The sequence below is a fragment of the Gemella bergeri ATCC 700627 genome, from assembly GCF_000469465.1.
Taxonomy (GTDB): Bacteria; Bacillota; Bacilli; order Staphylococcales; family Gemellaceae; genus Gemella; species Gemella bergeri.
The window spans coordinates 11,611-32,962 of the sequence record NZ_KI271828.1 but is presented as its reverse complement, the minus strand read 5'-3'; the positions used below and the strand labels follow the sequence as shown (position 1 = coordinate 32,962).

At 30.4% G+C, this 21,352-nt stretch carries 20 protein-coding genes; 14 read left to right on the top strand and 6 right to left on the bottom strand.

Features of this window, described 5'->3' with window-relative positions; all coding sequences use genetic code 11:
- The 3 genes from HMPREF1983_RS03520 to HMPREF1983_RS03510 form a co-directional block, all read left to right on the top strand.
- Positions 1 to 433: LPXTG cell wall anchor domain-containing protein (locus tag HMPREF1983_RS03520; RefSeq protein ID WP_021752922.1), on the top strand; the 433-nt coding region annotated here is incomplete at its 5' end.
- Positions 434 to 792: 359 nt separating this feature from the next.
- The gene (locus HMPREF1983_RS03515) at positions 793 to 1,218 is read left to right on the top strand and encodes a sigma-70 RNA polymerase sigma factor region 4 domain-containing protein (protein WP_040460923.1); all 426 of its coding nucleotides are present in this window, start codon (positions 793 to 795) and stop codon (positions 1,216 to 1,218) included.
- A 69-nt stretch (positions 1,219 to 1,287) separates the two neighbouring features.
- The gene (locus tag HMPREF1983_RS03510; protein WP_021752920.1) at positions 1,288 to 1,806 is read left to right on the top strand and encodes a sigma-70 family RNA polymerase sigma factor; all 519 of its coding nucleotides are present in this window, start codon (positions 1,288 to 1,290) and stop codon (positions 1,804 to 1,806) included.
- A gap of 280 nt (positions 1,807 to 2,086) precedes the next feature.
- Here the strand turns inward: HMPREF1983_RS03510 and HMPREF1983_RS03505 are convergent, their stop codons facing one another.
- The 3 genes from HMPREF1983_RS03505 to HMPREF1983_RS03495 all read right to left on the bottom strand — a co-directional run bounded on the left by HMPREF1983_RS03505 (position 2,087) and on the right by HMPREF1983_RS03495 (position 4,556).
- Positions 2,087 to 2,785 carry an N-acetylmannosamine-6-phosphate 2-epimerase gene (locus HMPREF1983_RS03505; RefSeq protein WP_040460921.1) on the bottom strand — a complete coding sequence of 233 codons (699 nt, stop codon included), beginning with the start codon at positions 2,783 to 2,785 and terminating at the stop codon, positions 2,087 to 2,089.
- 23 nt (positions 2,786 to 2,808) lie between these two features.
- Positions 2,809 to 3,513, bottom strand: a complete 705-nt coding sequence (locus tag HMPREF1983_RS03500; protein ID WP_021752918.1) for a GntR family transcriptional regulator — start codon at positions 3,511 to 3,513, stop codon at positions 2,809 to 2,811.
- 179 nt (positions 3,514 to 3,692) lie between these two features.
- Entirely contained in the window at positions 3,693 to 4,556 is an 864-nt protein-coding gene (locus tag HMPREF1983_RS03495; RefSeq protein ID WP_021752917.1) for an ROK family protein, read from the bottom strand.
- A 274-nt stretch (positions 4,557 to 4,830) separates the two neighbouring features.
- On the opposite strand from HMPREF1983_RS03495, the gene manA reads away from it, so the two are divergent.
- Positions 4,831 to 5,781: a mannose-6-phosphate isomerase, class I gene (gene manA, locus HMPREF1983_RS03490; protein ID WP_021752916.1), complete on the top strand. Its 951-nt coding sequence runs from the start codon at positions 4,831 to 4,833 to the stop codon at positions 5,779 to 5,781.
- Between the two features lie 161 nt (positions 5,782 to 5,942).
- Here manA and HMPREF1983_RS03485 read toward each other — a convergent pair whose 3' ends face one another.
- The gene (locus HMPREF1983_RS03485) at positions 5,943 to 6,977 is read right to left on the bottom strand and encodes a cyclically-permuted mutarotase family protein (protein ID WP_021752915.1); all 1,035 of its coding nucleotides are present in this window, start codon (positions 6,975 to 6,977) and stop codon (positions 5,943 to 5,945) included.
- Between the two features lie 247 nt (positions 6,978 to 7,224).
- On the opposite strand from HMPREF1983_RS03485, the gene HMPREF1983_RS03480 reads away from it, so the two are divergent.
- The 4 genes from HMPREF1983_RS03480 to HMPREF1983_RS03465 all read left to right on the top strand — a co-directional run bounded on the left by HMPREF1983_RS03480 (position 7,225) and on the right by HMPREF1983_RS03465 (position 13,186).
- Positions 7,225 to 8,103 carry an N-acetylneuraminate lyase gene (locus HMPREF1983_RS03480; protein WP_021752914.1) on the top strand — a complete coding sequence of 293 codons (879 nt, stop codon included), beginning with the start codon at positions 7,225 to 7,227 and terminating at the stop codon, positions 8,101 to 8,103.
- Between the two features lie 26 nt (positions 8,104 to 8,129).
- On the top strand, positions 8,130 to 9,683 hold the full coding sequence (locus tag HMPREF1983_RS03475) for a sodium:solute symporter family protein (RefSeq protein ID WP_021752913.1): 1,554 nt from the start codon (positions 8,130 to 8,132) through the stop codon (positions 9,681 to 9,683).
- 646 nt (positions 9,684 to 10,329) lie between these two features.
- Positions 10,330 to 11,832 (top strand): ATP-binding protein, encoded by a 1,503-nt coding sequence (locus tag HMPREF1983_RS03470; RefSeq protein ID WP_021752912.1) that lies wholly within the window; start codon positions 10,330 to 10,332, stop codon positions 11,830 to 11,832.
- Positions 11,833 to 12,616: 784 nt separating this feature from the next.
- Entirely contained in the window at positions 12,617 to 13,186 is a 570-nt protein-coding gene (locus tag HMPREF1983_RS03465) for a hypothetical protein (RefSeq protein ID WP_021752911.1), read from the top strand.
- A gap of 113 nt (positions 13,187 to 13,299) precedes the next feature.
- On the opposite strand, the gene HMPREF1983_RS03460 is transcribed toward HMPREF1983_RS03465, so the two are convergent.
- Together HMPREF1983_RS03460 and HMPREF1983_RS03455 are read right to left on the bottom strand one after the other, a co-directional pair.
- On the bottom strand, positions 13,300 to 13,878 hold the full coding sequence (locus tag HMPREF1983_RS03460) for a TlpA disulfide reductase family protein (protein WP_021752910.1): 579 nt from the start codon (positions 13,876 to 13,878) through the stop codon (positions 13,300 to 13,302).
- 23 nt (positions 13,879 to 13,901) lie between these two features.
- Positions 13,902 to 14,630: a cytochrome c biogenesis CcdA family protein gene (locus HMPREF1983_RS03455; protein ID WP_021752909.1), complete on the bottom strand. Its 729-nt coding sequence runs from the start codon at positions 14,628 to 14,630 to the stop codon at positions 13,902 to 13,904.
- Positions 14,631 to 14,972: 342 nt separating this feature from the next.
- Between HMPREF1983_RS03455 and HMPREF1983_RS03450 the strand changes: the two genes are divergently transcribed.
- The 6 genes from HMPREF1983_RS03450 to HMPREF1983_RS03425 form a co-directional block, all read left to right on the top strand.
- Positions 14,973 to 15,902 carry a LysM peptidoglycan-binding domain-containing protein gene (locus HMPREF1983_RS03450; RefSeq protein WP_021752908.1) on the top strand — a complete coding sequence of 310 codons (930 nt, stop codon included), beginning with the start codon at positions 14,973 to 14,975 and terminating at the stop codon, positions 15,900 to 15,902.
- Positions 15,903 to 16,331: 429 nt separating this feature from the next.
- The gene (locus HMPREF1983_RS03445) at positions 16,332 to 16,985 is read left to right on the top strand and encodes a response regulator transcription factor (RefSeq protein WP_021752907.1); all 654 of its coding nucleotides are present in this window, start codon (positions 16,332 to 16,334) and stop codon (positions 16,983 to 16,985) included.
- Positions 16,985 to 18,325, top strand: a complete 1,341-nt coding sequence (locus HMPREF1983_RS03440) for a sensor histidine kinase (protein ID WP_021752906.1) — start codon at positions 16,985 to 16,987, stop codon at positions 18,323 to 18,325. The genes HMPREF1983_RS03445 and HMPREF1983_RS03440 overlap by 1 nt, the downstream gene beginning before the upstream one ends.
- A 319-nt stretch (positions 18,326 to 18,644) precedes the next feature.
- Positions 18,645 to 19,415, top strand: coding sequence for a threonine/serine exporter family protein (locus HMPREF1983_RS03435; RefSeq protein WP_021752905.1), 771 nt, complete (start codon positions 18,645 to 18,647; stop codon positions 19,413 to 19,415).
- Complete coding sequence (locus tag HMPREF1983_RS03430) at positions 19,415 to 19,867, top strand: threonine/serine exporter family protein (protein ID WP_021752904.1); 453 nt, start codon at positions 19,415 to 19,417, stop codon at positions 19,865 to 19,867. Before HMPREF1983_RS03435 ends, HMPREF1983_RS03430 begins: the two co-directional genes overlap by 1 nt.
- A 634-nt stretch (positions 19,868 to 20,501) precedes the next feature.
- The coding region (locus tag HMPREF1983_RS03425) for a thioester-forming surface-anchored protein (protein WP_342663630.1) at positions 20,502 to 21,352 on the top strand (851 nt) is incomplete at its 3' end.

The following is a 21,352-nucleotide window of genomic DNA, read 5'->3' as shown; positions in this document are numbered from 1 at the left end:
GGATATGCCGAAACCAGACATGCCAAAACCGGACAAACCGTCAGATAAACCGAACACCCCGCCGGCAACATCAACTCCGCAAGACGGAATTAAAGACTTAGCAGAACAAAAATCGGAATTAAAAGTAACACGCTGGGTAGATGAAAATGGAAAAGAACTAAAATCATCAGAAGTAGGTGAACTAAAAGCAGGAGAGATAAAAGGATATACTTTTGATAAAACTTTGAAAAAAGACGGAATAACAACACATTACTTTAAAAAAGTAAAAGAAGAAACGCCGGAGAAATCAGCACCAACACACTCGGGTACGGATCTATCACAAGGTAAAACTTTACCGAATACAGGGTTAAATACAACTCAAAATACAGCATTAGGATTAGGATTAATATCTTTAATCGGCTTAGCTGTAAGAAAAAGATTATCTGATAAGTAAAATATTTACTTAAGATAGTAAAAATTATGTAATTTATAAATACTCCTCCAAAAAATTTCTGTGGGGCATGGATATATTCCATGTCCCTTATTTGTATGGACCCAAATCGGCTACGGTTAAACAATAACTGCCATTAAATCAAAACATAATTATTATTTATCAATATTTAGAAATTGTTTTAATAGGTCATCGTTAACATCAACTCGGCTTTTATTTGAAGAAGAAATTAATTATTTCAATTAAAAGTTATATGTTTTGTTAAATTTTTTGTGATTATCTTTAATTTTTGCTATATAATGGTATTCCCTAGTATTCTTGTTTGCCCTTTTATTGAAGTGTCTTATAGGAGAGGAATAATTATGACAAAATATATCTATGTTAATAAAGAAAAAGTAACTGTTGAAGATGATGTTTATAAAGCATTAAAAAAAATTTTAAATAGGGAGCGTTATTTGTTCAAAGAAAATATCCGCCATGGATTGATTAATATGGAAAGTTTTGATAACGAAAATCAAAATGGGATTGAGTTGTTAAAGGCGACTACTCCGTCCCCCTACGATAACCTTGAAAGAAAAATAATTCTCCAAGCACTTCGTCATGCCTTGTTAAAACTTACCGGAAATGAACGACGTTTGATTTATTATTTGTTTTTTGCAGATTACTCGCTAAGAGCGGTAGCTAAAAAAGAGAAAACTAATGCGATGGATATTAAAAGAAGACGTGATAAAATATTACAAAAATTAAAAGTATTTCTAAAAAATTATAAAATTTTTGTTACAGAGTAAAGGATTTTTAAGGTTTAGTATATGAAGGGATAACTTCAATATTTTATTTTTATAAGGGAGGATAAGTATATGAAAAATTATGCGTTATCTGATGAACAAGAATCTAGGTTTTTGGAGGTTGTAGAAGAACATAGTTCGCTCATTACCATAGCTTTAAGGAAACTTAATATTCCGGTAAATCTCAGAGATGAATTTTACACTTTCGGTTTAGAAGGATTACTTGTAAGTTTTTTAATTTTGGAAGAAGGGGAGATAGAAAAACAAGATTTTGAACGTTTTGCTTATGTTGCGATAAAAAGGAAAATTATTGATGAAATTCGTCGCCGTAATCGTAAAAAAGAGGTTGCTTTTGATTTTGTGGAAAATTCTAAGCTGTTCATTTCACCAAATATGGATATGGTTAAATTTGAGTTTTATAACGGTTTTCTTGAAGTGTTGTCCCCTAAGGAAAAGAAGTTTTTCTTGGCTTACTTAAAAACATTAAACGTTAAAGAAACCGCAAAAAACTTAAAGATATCTAAAAGCAACGCCTATCGTCTTATTGAAACAATTAAGTTAAAAGGAGCGAAATATATGTTTGTTAAATAGATAGTAAATATTTTCGTTTGGATAGCCGAAAATTAAAATATATAAAAAATAAAACAGGGTTCTAAATTTTTAAAAAAACGGTCTGATATTTTGTATAAAAATACTTATAACATTAATTTGCCGGTGTTCAAATAAGTCTTTTGAACAACCGGTAAATTTTGCGGGAGCATCTTGATAAAATCTTATTTTAAAAAATTATGATTTTTGAGTTATTCCCGTTTTAATTTTATAAATTATTTTATGCAATGTAAGAAAATTTTAAACAAATATAGAATTTTCTTTACTTAACGGCATTAACAAAACGTTGAGCAATTTCTTTTGGGCGGGTAATCGCTCCGCCGACGACTACGCAAAAAGCTCCCGCTTCGAGTGCTTCTTTTGCATGGTGTGGATAATGAATTCGGCCTTCCGCAATAACCGGAATGGAAATAGTATTTGAAAGATTTTTTATTAATTCTAAATCAACTTCGTCGGGGCGGTTTTTTGTATTTTCGGTATAGCCGCTCAGCGTTGTTCCGACGAAATCAACACCTAATTTTTCAGCATTAATACCATCTTCTAAAGTAGCAATATCTGCCATTAAAATAATATCCGGGTATTTTTCTTTTATTTCAGCAACAAAATCATTAACCGTAGTTCCGTCAAATCTAGGTCTTAAAGTACAATCAAGAGCGATAATTTCGCATCCGGTTTTAACAAGATCATCAACTTCTTTCATAGTAGCTGTGATAAATTGTTCCATTCCGTCATAACTTTGTTTAATAATACCGATTATAGGTAAATCTACCATTTTTTTAATTTGCATAATATCTTGAACGCCTTGGGCACGGATGCCTACAGCACCCGCTTGTTTTGCGGCAAGTGCCATTAGCTGCATGATTCCACCTTTTTCGACAAAAAGCGGTTCACCGGGTAGTGCTTGACATGAAACGATAATGCCATTTTTTATTTTTTTTAACAATTCTTCTTTTTTAGTCATACAAAACTCCATTCTTAAGACTTTTAGTCTTTTATAGTAATGCTATAATATTTGTAGTTAATATATATTTTCACATATTCAAAAATTTTTCCGTCAGAAAAATAAGTATATCTGTCAAATTCGAAACAAGGTTCACCGTTAGGAGCTATATATTTAGAGATTTCATCAGGAACATCGGTAATAACTTTCATAGTTTTTTTAGATTTTTCCTGATGAATATCAATGCGATACTCCTTACGAATCATTGTTGCTAATTCTCTAAAATTATCAATATCGGTTATATTAATATTGGGTAAATATTTTATCGGAATGTAATTGGTTTGATAAGCCCAAGGAGTAGTACCGATATATTTAATACGAGTTACCTTTAGTAACTTTTGGTTTTTAAGTTGCAATTTTGAACAAAGTTCTTTATCTTGAACCAGCTGAACATCAATGACTTCAGAACGCTCAGCAACAGCTTCTTTAAATATTTTGTTGAAATTATTGGTTTCTGTCAAATAAACACGTTTGTTAACAAGCGTTTTATTTACGAAACTCCCTTTACCTTGGACTCTAAATATATACCCCGTAACCTCCAATTCGTTCAGGACACGGACGGCGGTAGTAGAACTGACATTGTAAATTTCTTTAATTTCTCTTTCGGTGTAAAGTTGCTCCCCCTCTTTAAAAATACCGGTTTTTATTTTTAGAATAATATCGTTAATAATTTTTTCATATTTTTTCATTTTGTTCTCCGTAGCTATATTAAATTTAATGTGTTAACTTATTTTGATTGTATCATCATAGTGATAATTTGTAAAGATAAAATTTGAAATATTGGTAAAACTGGCGGGTATTTTTAATTATCGTCACAGGAAATTAATTTATAAAAAACCTTACGAGAATATCGCAAGGTATAAAAATATTATTTTTTAACAAAAGGACTGATCGCTCCGTAAAGAGCGGCATCATTTCCTAAAGTAGCTGTTAAAAATTTTGTCTTACCGACTTTTATAGGATTAAGCTCACGTACTTTTTCTTCGATTTTATTTAATAGGTAATCTTTTTGAGCGGAAATAGCTCCACCGATAATTAAATATTTAGGATCTAATATTACAAAGAGATTTACTATACCACGAGCAAGTTCAAATAACCACTCATCAAGAACTTTTAAAGCCTTGGCATCTTCTTGTTTACAAAGTTCAAAAAAATCAATAACATTAAGAGTATCACAGATTTCAGTTTTGATTTTTTTATCAAGAGCAATTGTCGAAGCACGTTGTTCATAAGTAGTTTCAGTATCAAAATCATAGACAGATTGACCGATTTCTCCGACACTAAACTGCGAACCCATAGGAAGTTTATCAAGATAATAAGCACCGCCGATACCCGTTCCGAGAGCCACACAGAAAACTTCGTCAAGCCCTTTAGCACAACCGAGCCACTGTTCACCGAGTAAGACACAGTTAACGTCGTTATCAACGTAAACGTCAACACCTAATTTATCTCCAAATTCACGTTTGAAATTAGTGCCGACATAATTTTTAATTGTCGGGGCAGCACTGATAACTTTCATAGCTATATTATCAATAACTCCTGCCGAAGAAATACCTACTGCACTAAAGTTATATTTTTCACGTATAATACTCGCAACACGGTACATTTCATCGGTAATTTTCACCGTAGTATTATCCGGAGTTTTACAAGTTTCATAGTGAATAATCTCGTAGTTATTATCAAAAACGGCGAATTTAATACTTGTTCCGCCAATGTCGATTCCTAATAGCATAATTTTACCTGCCTTTTAATATTTTATACAACAAATATCTTAACATAAAATTTAATGTTTTAAAATAAATATTTCCAAAAACCTTATTTTCCCTTTGAATTTTTTTTATACTGTGCTATGATAAATTCTAAAGCAGTAGCTACTTGCTAATTTTTACTCGCTTTGTTCGTAAATATTAGAGTAGCCTTGCATATCTTACTTCTACGGGTTATTACGCATTACAGATGCTAAAAATTTCGGAATTAATACAAATAGATATATTAAGGAGGTTGGCATGGATAAAATATTATTTTTAAAACCTGTTCTTTGTGAGCGGCTTTGGGGTGGGAGAAACTTAGAGCAGTTCGGCTATAATCTGCCTGCCGGAAAAATCGGTGAAGCATGGGTGATTGCGGCACATGATAACGGCAGTTCGCTTATAATAAACGGGAAATATAGCGGCAAAACCTTAAAAGAAGCGTATAAAGAAGATTATAAACTTTTTACTCAAAAACAGTATGAAAAATTTCCATTGCTTATAAAAATATTAGATGCAAGTGATGAATTATCAGTTCAAGTTCATCCCGATGATAACTATGCCAAAAAATACGAAAATGGTGAACTGGGAAAAACAGAGTGTTGGTATGTTCTTGATGCCGAAAAAAATTCTCAGTTAATTTATGGGCATACAGCAAAAAATCACGAAGAATTTAATAAAAAAATCGACAATAAAGAATGGGATAAATTATTTGTAAAAGAAAATGTTAAAAAAGGTGATTTCTTTTATATTCCGGCAGGAACGTTACATGCGATAGGTGGCGGGATTTTAATTTATGAAGTACAGCAAAATTCAGATACAACCTACCGGGTTTATGATTATGACAGAGTAGATAAAAACGGTAATAAGCGTGAACTTCATATCGAGAAAACAAAAGCAACAACAACAGTACCGTTCAAAAAGATAGTACCTGATTATACAAAAACGATAAAAGAAGATGCCATAATTACAAACTTAGCTCAAGAACGTTATTTCGGTGTTTATAAAATAGAATTAGACGGTAAGACTGAGCTTGAAAAAAATAAAACAGGCAATCTTTTTACAGTCTTAAATGGAGCCGGTGTGATAAAAATTGATGGGCAAACTTTTTCGTTAAAAAAAGGTGACAGTTTTATACTGACGACAGCTTGCAGTAATTATGAACTGGTAGGAGAAATGTTTTTAATCGGTAGTTATGATAGAGCGTAGTAAAATTGAGTTCTTAAAGTTTAAAAAATAAAAAATTAATTAAGATAAAAACACAGGATAATATAAACTTATTTTCTAAAGTTAGATTCCTTTTGTCTAACTTTAGGTGATAGTATATGTATTCCTGTGTTTTTGTGTAAATTATAGGTGTGAATTAAAAATTATTTTTTACATTGTTGAATAAATGGTGAACGGACGGCAGGTTTTATCTCGCCCATAATCGAATAAATATATTTTTTTGTTGAAAGAAGGGCATGCCCACAGGGTGCATAAAAATTTATTTCCCCTAATTTGTACCATTTATCTTCGGCGAAATTATAAATTAATTCTTTTTTATTCCAATGATAATCTTCTACCGGCATGGTGAAGTATTTTGTTCTGTACTCAGCACGCGCATCACCCGTTAAAGTGTTGAGATTATAAGTGGCTTCTTTCCAAACATCTTTATTAAAACCGCCGATAATAAGAAGTTCATTTTCGTTAAGAAGTGTTCGATCTGCACCGAGTAGAGATAATTCTTCATCGTTGATAACAACAGGAGAAAGATTGTTCCAAGTAAGAGTTTTGGTATCAAAACTAAACCCGTCATTATAAGTAACGCTCGCCCCGCCGCCGTAAATAATAAGTGAATTTTCCACGGCATAAGATATAGCTTGTGAACGTGGTAATCCCGGAAAGTTTGAAATAACCTCAAAACAGCCGTCTTTTAAACAATAACGATAAAGTTCGTTACTGTTAGTACCGTTGATAGAACCGATACCAAAATATAAATAATCACCCAAAACTTCAGCGATAATATTTTCTACCGAAAACGGTAGAGTATATAACTCCTCAAAAAATAACTTTTCATTTTGTATAGAAATTTTAATAATTTTTGATGAAGTTTTATTTTCCATTCCTATGTAGTAAAGAGTGTTTTTAGTTTGTGCCGTTGCACCATAGGCAGTTTTAAAAGGGAAATCAGTTTGTTCAATCAGTTTTAAGTTACCGTCAATTTCTTTATAAAGATAAATGTCGGAATAAATAACCTTTGTGCCATTTTCAATAGGAGTTCCGTTGGGGAAGTTAGCCCCGCCGCCTATTATTAAATAATCATTAATAGTACCCTTTATCAAACCGGCAGTCCCGATATTTTCCCGTTGATCTTTTTGTGCCGGAACTTTTCCGATGTTTTTCCAAAATAATTTTTTGTTCATGAGAATATCTCCTAAATAAATTTTATTTTTGTATTTTAATCAACGTGTTAAATAACTTGCACTTTAATTTTACAATAGAGTTAGAACGTTTGTAAAGTGTTAATATTAAAATAAAATTGGCTGTAAGTGTCGTTAAACATCTTATTTTTCAAAAATAGTTCTTGACAAAACAAAAGTAAGCGTTTTATAATATAAATGTATTAAAATTTAATGTGTTAAATAAAATTTAAAACAAGGAGAATCTAAAATGAAAGATTTAAAAGGTATATACTCAGCATTATTAATTCCATTTGACGAAAATGGAAACATTAAAGAAGACGGATTAAGACAAGTTATTGAGTACAATATCGAAGTATCAAAGGTAGATGGTTTATATGTTAATGGAAGCAGCGGCGAAAATTTCTTATTAAATACAACACAGAAAAAGCAAATTTTTAAATTTGTAAAAGAAGTTGTAGGAAGTAGAGTAAAATTAATCGCTCAAATCGGTTCACTTGACTTAAACGAAGCGGTAGAACTTGCAAAATATGCAACCGACTTGGGTTACGATTCACTATCGGCGGTAACACCGTTTTACTATCCGTTATCATTTGCCGAAGTAAAACATTATTACGAAACTATTATCAATGCAACAGAAAATACAATGATTTTATATTATATCCCAACATTAACAGGGGTAAAAATCAGCTTAGACCAATTCGCTGAACTTTTGGATAATGAAAAAGTAATCGGTGTTAAATATACAGCGGCGGACTTTTATCAATTAGAACGTTTCAGAAGAAGATTCCCTAATAAATTAATTTGGTCAGGATTTGATGAAATGTTGGTACAAGCTGTAGTGTCAGGCGTTGATGGGGCTATAGGTTCTACGTATAATGTAAACGGGAAAACTAGTAGAAAAATTTTCGACTTGGCAAAAGCCGGAAAAGTTGCAGAAGCATACGAACTTCAACATCAAGCTAACGATGTGATTGAAAAAGTTTTAGAACTTGGGCTTTATCAAACATTAAAAGAAATTTTAAAAGTAAAAGGTATCGATGCCGGTTACTGTAAACAACCGATGAAAGTATTTGCCCCTGAAAAACTTAAAGAAGTAGAACAGTTGGTAAAAGACTATAACTTATAATTTTAAAAAAGTGGAGGAATTAATCTATGGAAAAAGTCGGTTTTGGTACTCTTAACGGTATTATGCTGGTGGTGTATTTACTGGCAATGCTGGGTGTTGGAGTGTATTTTACTAAAAAAGCAGGTTCCAGCACAGATGAATTTTTTAAGGCAGGTGGTAGTATTCCGTCATGGGCGGTAGGTTTTTCGATTTATGCGACGACATTATCAGCCATTACGTTTATGGCAACACCGGAAAAAGCATTTAATGGAGATTGGACATATGCAGCCGGAAATTTTGCGATTATAGCGATTATTCCCATCCTAATTCATTATTATGTTCCATTTTTTAGAAAATTAAATGTTACAACAGCTTACGAATATTTAGAAGCACGTTTTAATCCTAGTATGAGAGTAATAGGAAGTGTCTTATTTTCGCTGTTTCATATAGGAAGAGTTGCAATAGTTATTTATTTACCGACGGTAGCTATTACATCAGTATCTACTATCAGTCCTTATTTAGTGTGTGCGGTAATTGGACTTCTTTGTGTAATTTATTCATTTTTAGGTGGAGTAGAAGGAGTTATTTGGACGGATGTTATTCAAGGTATTATTTTGTTGGGAGGTGCTGTTTTAGTTATTGTTCTCGGAATATATCAAGTTGGCGGCTTTTCTCATGTTGCAAGCGACGCTGTTGCTAACGGTAAGATTGTAATCTCGGAAAAATTTAGCTGGTCATTTACAGCATCGACTATTCCTATTATATTTATAGGATCAATATTCAACAATTTGCAACAGTACACAGCTTCTCAAGACGTTGTTCAACGTTACAGCACAACAGAGTCAGTAAAAGAAACTAATAAATCTATTTGGACAAATGGATTACTTGCATTTATATCAATTCCGATATTTTACGGAATGGGAACAGTATTGTACAGTTTTTACAAAGGGGCTCACGCTGTAACAAAATTACCGGACTTTATGAATGCGGAAGTTGTTGGAAAAGCGGCAAACACAACGGCATTAGTTCCTTACTTTATACTGACAGCCCTTCCGGCAGGGGTGGCAGGCTTGGTTATTGCGGCGATTTTAGCGGCTGCACAATCAACTATTGCTTCCAGCTTAAATTCTATTTCAGCTTGTATCACGGTTGATATTAAGCAACGTTTCTTCGGTTGCAGCAAAGACGCAAAAACAGACGTTTTAATTGCTCGTATAATTATTATCTTAGCCGGTATTTTCGGAACATTAGCGGCGTTGTACTTTGTTAATACAAACCAAAAAGAAACTTGGGATTTATTCTTGAAATATACAGGGTTATTGGGAGTACCGCTAGCGGGGACATTTGCGTTAGGAATTTTTACAAAACGTGCTAACGGTGTAGGTGCGTTGGTCGGATTATTTGCGGCAGGAATAGTTTGTTGGTATATCCAAGATTACACACTATACGCTAAACAAAGTCCGTTTATATTCTCAGGATTTTCATTCTTAAGTTCATTAGCCTTCGGTTATATTTTTAGTTTAATATTCAAATTTGATAAGAAAAATATAGTAGGTTTAACTATCCATACAAAAAATGAAAAATATATAAAAGAAAATTAATTTAATAGACGTGTAATAAGAATAATTAAATATAAAAAACAGCGATGTGTTTTGAGATAATCTCATAATTCACATCGCTGTTTTGGTTCTGCGTTAAATAAGGGGTATGGGCGGATTCACGCTTTATACTAATTTTATAGTATACAAAAAAGCAAATATCCGATACAATATAAAGTACAGGTAGATGGAAGCAACAAGAGAGGAAAGAAAAACGGTGAAACATATTTTAATATTTAGTGGTACTTTGACGTATATACTTAAGAAATATGAATGTTGTAGTTGTAATAATACGGATAATTAAGTAGAGAAAATTACTTTAATAAATTAACTAAGATAAATCTGTATTGATTATGGTGAAAAGACATGAAAAAATTATTTGCAATGACGTTGTTTTGTGCTAAAAATATGAAGATAGGATAGTTATATTAAGATATGAAATACGTATTTTGACATAATTGAATTATAAAAGTTGCAGAAAGTTTTTACATCAAAGAAAAAAATATTAAGAAAATTATTTTTAGGGAAATATTATAGGAAATATTGCGGGGGTTTTTCGTGTTTATTTTTAAAATAAAGTCAAACATACACACGATTATCTCATGTTTTTCATGTTTTTTTCGTGTTAAAATAAAAAGGAGATTTGTTTATGCACAATATAATTGATATTATAAATTCTTGTGAAAATAACGAAATAGAATTTAAAAAATGTAGTAAAGATAAATTGCCAAAATCTTTTTGGGAGACCTATTCATCTTTTTCTAACACAGAGGGTGGGGTTATAATATTAGGATATGATGAAAATAGCAATGAAATCACGGGAGTTGATAATCCTGAAAAGATAAAACAAGATCTTTTCACAATGGTAAATGATCGACAAAAAACAAATAAAAATATTCTTACAGATAAACATGTAGAAACTTATAATCTTAATAATAAAAATATTATTAAAATTACGATTGATGAGGCTAGCTATCTTCAAAAACCTATATTTATAAATGGAGATATTAATAATACTTTTATTCGCAGAAATTCTGCTGATACACGTGCTACCCAAGATGATTTGAAAATATTGTTTTCAAACTCAATAGAAGAAACAGATGGGGAGATACTAAAACATTTTGATATCTCTGATATGAATGATGCAACTATTGAAAATTATAGAAATAATCTTGTAGAGAAAACCGGTAATACAGATTACTTATATATGACTTATGAAGAATTCTTAATTAGCATAGGAGCTTATCGAGTTGATCGTACAGGTGATAAAAAACCTAAACCTACCAAAGGAGCCTTGCTTTTGTTTGGGAAATATAATTCTATTTTAGAGATATTTCCTTCTTTTCAATTAGATTATTTTGAGAAAAATAATTCTGATAATAGATGGATTGATAGGGTATCTACAGGTGACATGTCGTTTCAAAATTTAAACAATATATATGATTTTTATAATGTAGTAACAAAAAAAATATATGACTCTTCAAAAGATCCTTTTGTTTTAGATAAATCTACACAACAAAGATTGCCTTTTAAAAGAGATTTACAAGAATCTGTTAGAGAAGCATTGGTAAATTCATTAATGCATTCTCTTTACGATTCAGATTTTCCAATAAAAATTACACTTTTCCCAGATTACTATGAATTTGAAAATCCTGGGCAAATGAGAGTTAGCATAGAGGAATTTATTAGTGGAAAAACTTCTAGAATAAGAAATCATGTCATTGCAAATTTATTTAGAAAAATTGGTATTTCGGAAAAAGCTGCTTCAGGTGGATTTAAAATATTTAAAACTGCACAAAAATATAAATTAAAATCTCCTGAGCTTCTTAGGGGATTTGATAAAACTATTATTAGAATATGGAAAATTGATATAACCCAAAGTTTTAAAGACCTTACTGAATTAGAACAAGAAGTGATGATGTATGTTGTTAATAACAGTTATATTAATAAATCTCTTCTTATATCTAAATTTAAAATGACTCCACAAACATCTCGTACTACATTAGAAAAATTAATTAAAAAAAATTACCTGGTGAAAATTGGTAAGAGTCGAGCAACCAAATACATTTTACCTTTTGATTCGAAAGAAAACTATATAATGATGAAAAAATTAATAAAACTTTTTGAAGATAAGATTGATAATAGAAAATAGAAAACTCATCCATTTAAAGGTAGTTTAAATGATATTAACAAAGATGAATAAAAATGCTGATTAAGTATATATTAAATTTGGAGAAATAAATATATAAGAGTAATACACTCTTATAGAGATTAAAAAAAAAACAGTCCAGAAGTTAGTTCTATCCTTTTTAAACAGATGATATATAATGTTATTTGTGAAAATTTTCCTGAATTTTTTATATTAATCTTTTAAGAGTTCTGTTCCACTCGAAAGTATTAAAGGTGATAAAAAACAGCGATGTGTTTTGAGATAATCTCATAATTCACATCGCTGTTTTGGTTCTGCGTTAAATAAGGGGTATGAAAAAAATAAAGATAAAATACTAGACAACAAAATACTACTTAGTAATTTTTCAATTTCCATTAAAATGTTGTTAATTTTTATGATATTTTTTCTTTCTCATATCTCTTTATTCTATCATATTTTCTTTTTATTTTTTAGAAAATAGCTTTTCCTTTATTACAATGTGTTTTCCTATTGTTATCATTGATTTTTCATGATATTATTAAATTAAGTATCTTTATTAAATAAATTAAAGGGGGAACTATTATATATGAAAACTTCAAAATTATAGGAATATTACCATCATTTACTTTAATTACTAGTTTAATTTTTAGAATTGTTAATAATAAAAACAATGCTCATGCTAAAGAAGAAATAAATACACTATACCACAAAGCGGGGTACTCAGATGCAAGCACAGTGGCATCTATTCGTAAACAGTATTATACAATAACATTAAGAGTAGGTTCATATGGTTCGTCAGTATATTAAAATATTTTTTATAGCAATATTATTAATAACAATATCAATAACAGGCTGTGCAAACAAAAAAAATCAATCCAACAATAAAACAAGTGAGGATAAAACAAACGAATTAATAGGTAACACAAAAGTATATAATATTGAGCAAATAGAAAAAATAAAAGATACAGAAGAATTATTTTTAATAAAATTAAAAACAAGTAAAGATATAAATAGTCATTTTAATGAGTTATATAAACAAAAAATAATATACGAAAATGCTGATTTAATAAAAGTAACAATAAACATAATATCAAAAGATGAAAAAATAAAAGAAATTATATATTCAAACATAGATATACAAATACACCCTAAATTAGAGATACTAAAAAATGATGTTAAAATGGTTAAAAATAACGAAAGTAAAATAGATATCTATGGAGAAATAATGATAAAGAATAAGAATTTAGAAGAGTATGAAAAAAAATATTTTGAAGACTATAGTAATTCTTACCCTGATAGAATAAAATATACAAACGATTATATAAATATAAAATTTAACAAAGGAGACGATAATTAATCGTCTTTTTTCATACTATGTGCTTATTATATAACCGCAAAAAACTAACCGCAAAAAACAGCGATGTGTTTTGAGATAATCTCATAATTCACATCGCTGTTTTATTTGATAACTTATACTAAAGCGTTAATTTCTTTTTCTAATACTTCCTTAGAAATCATACCTGTAATTTTTTTATTAATTGTTCCGTTACTATTAATAAAAATATGAGTTGGGAATGAGCGGATACTGTAATTAATAAAAAATCTGTCATTTACATCAAATAATATAGGATAATTAATACCTAACTCTTTAGCTTTTGCAAGAATAGTAGCTTTATCCTTATCACCGGGATTGTCATTTTTAAATAAACTGTCGTTTGGAGACGTCATTGATAGAAATGCAAAATCGGTTTTATCTTTAAATTTATTGTAGGTGTTGATTAATTCCGGAGTTTCCTTAATGCAAGGGCCGCACCAACTTGCCCACGTATTAATATATACCTTTTTTCCTTTAAAGTTACTAAGTTTAACGGTATTACCGTCTTTATCCATAGCGCTGAAATCAAAAGCCTGTGATTCAGTTTTTTTTGTAGTTTGAGAATTGGAACTGTTCTTGTTATCAGAATCATTATTTTTCGGACTATCAGCCGAACAACCGGCTAAAATCACCGACCCGCACATAAGTAGAGTAAGTAAAATTTTCTTTTTCATAGTTAAACCTCCATTATAAATAGTTAGTTAAAATATCTCATAATTGTTGCGAAAGACCCGCTCAAAATTAAAATTCCGATAATAATAAGAATAACACCCGAGATAATAGATGTGTATTTTAAAATATTATCGTTTTTCTTAAAGATTGTAAGTAATTGTGTCGCAAAAAATGCAACAAGAATAAACGGTAAAATAAATCCGAGTGAGTATACGAGAACTAAAACGATACTCATAATTCCTGTATGGCTACTTGCATATAAGAAAACACTAGCTAAAATAGGGCCTATGCAAGGTGTCCAAGAAAAGCTAAAGGTAAAGCCCATCAAAAATGCTAAGATCGGGGTAGTGTTACCTTTTTTTAGTGCCAATTTATTTTTCATCGAAAATTCTCTGTTCAAAGCGGTTATTTTAAAAATACCGAGTTGTAGTAATCCCATAAAAATAATAAGAATACCGCTGATAATTTGTAGAATTTTAATATTATCATTTAAAAAGATACTAATACGACTTGTCGCAAAAGCGAGTATAAAAAATGTTGTCGAGATTCCCAAAACAAAAAATAAAGTATTAACAATAATATTGCGTTTATTAAATACTAATTCACCTTGGATATTTTTTTCTTTTTTCCCGGCTAAAATTCCTATGTAAATTGGTAAAATAGGAATAACACAAGGGGAAAGAAATGATAGTACACCTTCTAAAAATAAAAGAAATATCTTTAAGATAGAAGCTGAAGCGGTGAAATCATACATATATAATCCTCCGTAATTTTATAATATATCATTGACCAATCAGTACAATTTACAATATTACTATATAATAAATGTTGCATGAAAGCAATAAAAGTGATTTATTTTCATAAGAACAAATTACTGTAAAGTAACGAAACACAAGCAATGTAACAGAAGATTATCACTATTATTACAAAAGTGTTACAACTATTGAAAAGGTGAAAGATATATAATACAATGTTACTACATTGGTTTGAAAAAACGTTAAGAAATTATAAATTTAGAAATTGAGATTACATTTAAGAAAATTGATAAAAGTGAATATGAATTCACAAATATGAATTTAAGGAGATTTTAGAACAGATGGGTAAATTACATAAATTAGTAGCAACAACAGCAATAGTATCGACAGTAGCTTTCGGATTGGCACAAGTAGCTGATGCGGATACATATACAGTAAAAAAAGGTGATACACTTTGGGATATTGCTATTAACAACGGAACAACAGTTGACCAACTTATGAAAGATAACAATCTTACAAGTTCACTTATCTTCCCTGGAGATAAATTAACTTACAATGAAACTGTATCACAAGTAGCAAAAGCTAAATCACAAGGATACTACACAGTAGTTTTAGGTGATACTTTAGGTAAAATTTCTACTAAATTTGGAGTATCAGTAGATAAGTTAGTACAATTAAACAATGTTTCTAATCCAAACTTAATTTATGTTGGTGAAGTATTAAAAGTAACTGAATCAGCTCCGGCAAAAGCGGAAAATACTGTAGCAAAAACTAGTGTAGTGGAAAGCACTCCAACTAAAACTGTAGCAAAAGTTGAAGAAAAAGCGGCTGCAACTCCAAAAACAGAAGTTAAAAAAGCAGAAGCACCAAAAGCACAAACTAAAACAGTTGCTCAAACAACAACAACTAAAACACCTGCTCCGGCAGCAACAGTGAGATCTTCTAGTAAAGGATCTGCGATTTATCAAGCAGCTTTAGCACAATTAGGAAGATATCAAGACTGTACGATGTTGGTAACAAATGCACTTAAAGCGGTAGGAATTAACTTCCACGACTGGCCGGCTGGATACATGAAATTAGGAACAGTAGTTCCGGCATCACAAGCGCAACCGGGTGACTTAATCTATTATGCTAACGGGGGAATAGGGTTAGCTCATATTGCCGTATATGCAGGAAACGGTCAAGCAGTTCACGGCGGTTGGTACGGAAATCAAACAGTACTTAACACTGCAAGCGTAGGTAGTGGGGCTGTATATATCCGTGTAAGATAATATAAAGTAAAGTTCAAAGGCATCTCGAATGATATTCGGGGTGCTTTTTTATGTGGAAATTTTCTTACAGTGCTTTCCTGAACCAATCGAAATACTTCGCCGATAAAATTTATAAGGAAATGCAAGAAGTTTTAATATTATAAACTACTTTATTGAACAATAAATATCGAGAATGAGAAAATTTTGTTTTAATACGTAATATAGAATCCTTTATTGTAGAATGAGAGTAAGTATAAGGTGAAGTTTAAAAAATATATTGGTGTTATGAAAAAATAAATTGTTATGTTTTATATGAAACAAATATGAAATTTTGCTGATAAGATTGAAAATTTTAAGATAAAGTGATACGATAATACTGTTATAAATTTAAAAAGGATATATTGAAATAGTTGATAGCAAACCATAATATTATGATTGGAGAAAGACTATATGAATATACTTATTATTGATAATGAAGAAATAATTTTAGACGGAATAGCGGAGTTTTTCAAAGAAGAAAATTACAATGTATTATTGGCAGAAAATGGCGAACAGGGGTTAAAACTGTTTAATAGTAATACTGTAGATTTAATTATTTTAGATTTAATGTTACCGAAAAAGCATGGATTTGAAGTATTAAAAGAAATTAGAAAAACCAGTAATATACCGGTCATAATACTAAGTGCACTAAATGATGAACAAACACAGTTAATTTGTTTTGATCTGGATGCTGACGACTATGTAATAAAACCATTTTCTTTGGCGTTACTCGAAAAAAGGGTAAAAGCATTATTAACTAGACACTACGGCATACACGATACATGGTCTTACGGTGAAACAATAGTCGACTTCACCAGTTACAACGCAACCAATGCCGGACGTGATGTTGATATAAAACCAAAAGAATTGGATATACTAAGATTATTGCTTCGTTATCCGAATCAAGTGTTAACCAGAAGACAGATAATAGAACATGCTTGGAGCGATGCCGAAGGTATTCCGCTGGAAAGAGTGATTGATGTTTACATAAAAAATTTAAGAAAGAAACTAGTATTAGACTGCATAATAACTGTTAAGAATGTGGGGTATAAGATAAAATTATAATGAAGAATATGAAGATTTTTCCCAAAACTTTTATTTACACAATAACTATTTTAGGAAGTATATCATTGTTGGCACATGCAATTTTTTATTGTGTATTCCCTAATGAATATCTTAAACAGGAAAAAAGAGAGATAAGAGAAAGGGCTGATGTTTTAGTTCAAAGTTTAAACGGTAAAAATATTTCCGAAGTACGAATGTTTTTAGAAGCCTACTCTAAAAATATAAATTTAACAGCACATTTAAAAAGAGATATAAACAACGGAAAGTTCGAATTAACTCATGATTTAGATATAGAAAACAAGGGAGAAAATAACCAATTATTAATAGAAGAAAGATCATTAACAACAAGCGACGGATACCGTGTTACTGTTCAAGTTGTCTTAAGTAAAGACGTTAAAGAGAAATTCACCAGAACATTACGATTAACATTACCGGCGGTGGTCGGAAATACCTTGTTTTTCTCAGTAGTATTTTCTTATTTTTATTCAAAAATATTGGTTAGGCCCCTGTTGTACGCTGCCGATGTAACGGAAAAAATGGAAAAATTAGACCCTAATGCCAAATTTGATATAGTTCAAAAAGATGAAATAGGAGAAGTAGGATTACATATTAATAAATTGTATGAAACATTGCTGGCTGTTATCGAAACTTTGAAAACTAAAAATAAAAATATAGAAAAACTTCAAGAACAAAAGGTTAACTTTTTACGAAGTGCTTCTCATGAATTAAAAACGCCTTTAACCAGTTTAAAAATTATGCAGGAAAGTATGCTTTATAATATTGGAAAATATAAAAATCATAATACTTATCTTAAAAAGAGTATTTCCGTTATTGATGACATGGACAAACTGCTTAAAGAAATTTTGGAATCGTCAAAATTTCAAGAATGGACTGAAAATAAAGAAGAACTCTTTGTAAAAAAAGAGGTAGAAAATATTCTAAAAAATTATGAAGAGATGTATCTAAATAAAAAATTAAAAATTCAAAATCTACTTTGTGAAGAAAAAACCATTCTGATGAACAAACAGGCGTTCGGCAAAGTATTATCAAACATTATAGGAAATGCCGTAAAATATACGCAATTTTACGGAGAGATAACTATACACTTACAAAATAATTATTTAGTGATAGATAATACTTGTGAAGCACTCGGGAAAAGTGAATTGGATAATCTGTTTAAAATATTCTATCGCACTCAAGTATTTGATAATGCTAAAAATAGGGGAACGGGATTGGGTATATACATTGTTAAAAATATTTTAGAAAGCTATGAGTTGAACTATAGTTTTCTACCATATAAAGACGGTATGAGATTTAAAATAGAATTACCGATAAAATAAATCAACTGAGGGAAAATATTTTCCTAAAGTTGATTTTTTTATTCTTTAATTTTGATAAAATAAAATTTTATTTTTAAATAATTTAGAAATAACGCCGTAATAATGTTTTTGATAAGTATTTTTAAAAGAAGTATAGTTAGCTTTTTTCAATATGCAAAGATATTAAGGGCAACTAATAAAATCTGAAAAATTCTCAATATTAAATAAAAAATATTTTTAAACAAAACTATATTTTTAGTTAAATATTTATGCTATAATATGTTTGTTGAAATTCTAGGAAAGGACTATAAAACATTTTGTTTTAAGATGGGTAATTGTTATGAACGAAAAATTATTGATGAAAACAGCATTACTTGCTGGGAAAATTCTTATGGAAAATGGAGCGGAAGTGTATCGAATAGAAGATACAATGGAGCGAATTATTCGAAAGGGTATCGGCGATCCTAGAATGGATATTTATTACACCCACGTCACTCTTTCGGGGCTTTTTGTTAGAATCGAAGATGTCGGAACTGATTTTCGTCGTGTGGAAGACAGAACATATAACTTGACCAAAACAACGGCTGTTAATACACTCTCAAGGGCATATACAGCCGGGAAAATCGGGTTAGTCGATATGTATAAAAGTTTAAAAATTGTTGAAAAAGAACAAAGTAAAATTCCGGAATGGTTTAAAATTTTATGTGCCGGAATTTTAAGTGGAAGTATCGTTCTTATCTTTGAAGGTAGTTGGTGGGATGTTTTTCCGGGAGGAATCGCCGGAGTTGTCGCTTACTACGTTTTTTTAAGAGTTGCAGGATATTTAAAAGCACCTTTTATTTCAGAATATATCAGTACCTTTGTAGGAGGAGCAGCAGGATACGTAACATATTTACTTTGTAACGGTGTTTCATTAAAATTTGCTATGGTCGGTGCGGTAGTTCCTCTTGTACCGGGGATTACGATTACTAACTCAATGCGTGATATTATGGCAAGGCATTATTTATCCGGTATGATTAGATTCGTCGAAACGTTTTGTATTGCCTTTGCACTGGGAGCGGGAATCGTAACGGTTTACTTTATTCTTAGATTGGTAGGAGGAGCAGCATAATGTTATTGTTATTGTATCATTTTGTGTTCAGTTTTATCTCTTCGGTATCATTTGCGATTTTATGTGATGTCCCTAAAAAAACCTTAGTAACCGGTGGTGTTATCGGGGCGATTGGTTGGTGCGGATATTGGGAGATGTGGAGCCACGGTCAAAGTGTCTTTATGGCAAGTTTAGTCTGTTCACTACTATTAGCCAATATCAGTCAAATCTGTGCCATTAAATTTAAAATGCCCTTAACCGTCTACTTTATTCCGGGGCTTGTACCCGTTGTACCGGGGGTAACGATTTACGATGCTTTTAGAACGTTATTGCTTGATGAATACTCAAACTCAGCACATATATTTTTAAACAGTTTTTATGGAGCCGTCGGTTTAGCGGTCGGGATAATTATTGCGGATTCATTATTTAGAGTAATAATAGGACCTTTACTTCATAAAAAAGGGCGTATATAAGCAGAAAGTTAACAATTTATAACAGTATGAATAAAAATCGTTTTAAAGAGATTAAAAATATTAAAACTAAACCAAAAAGGGAGAAAATTTCAAATATTAAGCACATAACTTTTAGTTTCAAAGGTTATGTGTTTTTTGTTGAATAATGCGATTTTCTCCTATTAGAAAAGGTCGGAAGATTTTACATAAAAGAAAATTACTCTTATTAGCAAAATTAAAATAAACAAAAAAAGAAAAAGTTCTGCTGTAAGAATAAATAGAACTATTTAAAATATAAGATATAGAAAAATTTTTATTTCAAATTAATTTTGTTAATAATTTGATAAAAACTGTAAATGAAAACGATTAAAAAGGGAGTTATATTAATTAAAATCGTAATTTTAGTAAAAATTTTTGAATTATTAATTAAAAGTAATTTTTTTATGGATTTATGTGATTAATAGTTATAACACTGTAAAATATGGTGCTTGTTTTTTTAAATAGATTATCAATTTATTATTTTGTTTTTGGTTTATTTACATAAACAATATTATTTCATATTTATTTCATATTATTAGTAGTAAAATCAAAAAATATATGGTATAATCTGTAATGGAAAATATGAAGATGATCTAGGGAAGATTTTTGGTGGTTAATCCAAAAAGAAATATGGCGCTACACTGATGGATATAAAGTCGACAAAGAATCCAATCAATATTTATTCTATAAATATTCACCGCAAGCGCAAAAAGCGTTATATATGATACGTGAAGATTTAGCTAAAATCACCGTGCCTATGGATAAATTTGAACTTCGTGGTTATAAACCGGCTTGGGTTAAAGGAAAAGCCGGATATCAAGCAATTCTTACCGGTCGACTTAGAACAACACCGATAAAAGAAGTAGAAATTAGTAAAGTCGATTTAGCCGGAAAAGAATTACCGGGAGCAAAAATTCAAATCTTAAAAGATGGAAAAGTTATAGATAATTGGACATCTGCAAAAGAAGCTCATAAATCTAGCTTAGCAGAAGGTGAGTATACTTTCCATGAAGAAGCAGCACCGGAAGGACATACGGTTGTTACTGATATTAAATTTAAAGTGGAAAGTAATGGTAATGTAAAAGTTACTTCTAAAAATTCTACTGATATTGTAAAAGAAGAAGGAAATAAACTTACAGTAACAGATAAAACTAAACATATTGATCCAAAAGGTAAGTTACAAACAACAGTAAAAGTAAATGGACAAAGTTCAACTACAACAAAATCAATAGAAATACCGGAAAGTTCTACAGGTGTACAAGTTAAAGATACAATAACCTATGAAGGATTAACGGAAGGAAAAGAGTATAATGTAACGGGACAACTCTACGAAGTTAAAGATGGTCAAGTAGTTGGAGAAGCAAAAGCGGTTAAAACAGAAACTAAAAAAGCTGATAAAAGTAAAGGTAATTGGGATCTTGATTTTGGTAATGTAACAGGTTTAGAAGCCGGAAAATCATATGTAGT

Coding starts and splice junctions, on each gene's coding strand:
- HMPREF1983_RS03515 (WP_040460923.1), top strand. CDS start 793: ATGACAAAATATATCTATGTTAATAAAGAAAAAGTAACTGTTGAAGAT.
- HMPREF1983_RS03455 (WP_021752909.1), bottom strand. CDS start 14,630: ATGTATGATTTCACCGCTTCAGCTTCTATCTTAAAGATATTTCTTTTA.
- HMPREF1983_RS03445 (WP_021752907.1), top strand. CDS start 16,332: ATGAATATACTTATTATTGATAATGAAGAAATAATTTTAGACGGAATA.
- HMPREF1983_RS03450 (WP_021752908.1), top strand. CDS start 14,973: ATGGGTAAATTACATAAATTAGTAGCAACAACAGCAATAGTATCGACA.
- HMPREF1983_RS03480 (WP_021752914.1), top strand. CDS start 7,225: ATGAAAGATTTAAAAGGTATATACTCAGCATTATTAATTCCATTTGAC.
- HMPREF1983_RS03485 (WP_021752915.1), bottom strand. CDS start 6,977: ATGAACAAAAAATTATTTTGGAAAAACATCGGAAAAGTTCCGGCACAA.
- HMPREF1983_RS03495 (WP_021752917.1), bottom strand. CDS start 4,556: ATGCTATTAGGAATCGACATTGGCGGAACAAGTATTAAATTCGCCGTT.
- HMPREF1983_RS03475 (WP_021752913.1), top strand. CDS start 8,130: ATGGAAAAAGTCGGTTTTGGTACTCTTAACGGTATTATGCTGGTGGTG.
- HMPREF1983_RS03435 (WP_021752905.1), top strand. CDS start 18,645: ATGAACGAAAAATTATTGATGAAAACAGCATTACTTGCTGGGAAAATT.
- HMPREF1983_RS03440 (WP_021752906.1), top strand. CDS start 16,985: ATGAAGAATATGAAGATTTTTCCCAAAACTTTTATTTACACAATAACT.
- HMPREF1983_RS03430 (WP_021752904.1), top strand. CDS start 19,415: ATGTTATTGTTATTGTATCATTTTGTGTTCAGTTTTATCTCTTCGGTA.
- HMPREF1983_RS03465 (WP_021752911.1), top strand. CDS start 12,617: ATGGTTCGTCAGTATATTAAAATATTTTTTATAGCAATATTATTAATA.
- HMPREF1983_RS03470 (WP_021752912.1), top strand. CDS start 10,330: ATGCACAATATAATTGATATTATAAATTCTTGTGAAAATAACGAAATA.
- manA (WP_021752916.1), top strand. CDS start 4,831: ATGGATAAAATATTATTTTTAAAACCTGTTCTTTGTGAGCGGCTTTGG.
- HMPREF1983_RS03510 (WP_021752920.1), top strand. CDS start 1,288: ATGAAAAATTATGCGTTATCTGATGAACAAGAATCTAGGTTTTTGGAG.
- HMPREF1983_RS03505 (WP_040460921.1), bottom strand. CDS start 2,785: ATGACTAAAAAAGAAGAATTGTTAAAAAAAATAAAAAATGGCATTATC.
- HMPREF1983_RS03460 (WP_021752910.1), bottom strand. CDS start 13,878: ATGAAAAAGAAAATTTTACTTACTCTACTTATGTGCGGGTCGGTGATT.
- HMPREF1983_RS03500 (WP_021752918.1), bottom strand. CDS start 3,513: ATGAAAAAATATGAAAAAATTATTAACGATATTATTCTAAAAATAAAA.